The 756-nt window shown below is 46.8% G+C and carries 1 protein-coding gene; it reads left to right on the forward strand.

Going from position 1 to position 756, the window contains the following annotated elements:
* Positions 1-24 precede the first annotated feature (24 nt).
* Positions 25-693: a metallophosphoesterase gene (locus tag Xhom_RS25150; RefSeq protein ID WP_069315930.1), complete on the forward strand. Its 669-nt coding sequence runs from the start codon at positions 25-27 to the stop codon at positions 691-693.
* The last annotated feature ends 63 nt before the right edge of the window (positions 694-756 follow it).

The raw sequence follows: 756 nt of genomic DNA on the forward strand, positions 1-756 counted from the left end.
GAAACTCAAGAAGGAGCAGGAACGGTGAACGAAATCAGAAGCGGAAATTACCTGAAAATCGATGGCGATCAGTATCAGCGTATTTTTGTGGTTGGCGACCTGCACGGATGCTATCAGCTATTGATGGATAGACTACAACATATTGATTTTAATTATAAAAATGATTTACTGATATCAGTAGGCGACCTGATTGACAGGGGGGATCGAAATGTCGAATGTCTCGACCTGATAACGCAACCGTGGTTCAGGGCGGTTCGGGGCAATCATGAGCAGATGGCGATAGATGCGCTATTTCACAACGGAGACAGTAACCTGTGGTTTTACAATGGCGGTCAGTGGTTCCTGCATCTGGATGCTGAACAGGAAATATTAGCTCGGTCATTATTGAAACGGGCTGAGAAATTACCCCTGATTATCGAGGTGAACACAGGACATAAAAAAATCATTGTGGCCCATGCCGATTATCCCGATGACGAATATGAGTTCGGCAGAGAGGTTGACTGGCAATCTGTCATCTGGAACCGAGGCCGGATTTACAATGCTGGTGATGATATCGGTGGAGCAATCACAGGCGCTGATCTGTTCATCTTCGGCCACACTCCCGCACCAATAACCAAACAGAACTGGAACCAGCTTTATATCGACACAGGGGCGGTATTTGGCCATGGGCTGCATGTGGAGCAAATCAAATGAAGTACCTCATATTCATCGGAATTTGGGCAGCGTCAATGCTGATTATGGGACTGGTGTTGGGGG

Origin of the sequence: Xenorhabdus hominickii (assembly GCF_002632725.1) — a bacterium.
Taxonomy (GTDB): domain Bacteria; phylum Pseudomonadota; class Gammaproteobacteria; order Enterobacterales; family Enterobacteriaceae; genus Xenorhabdus; species Xenorhabdus hominickii.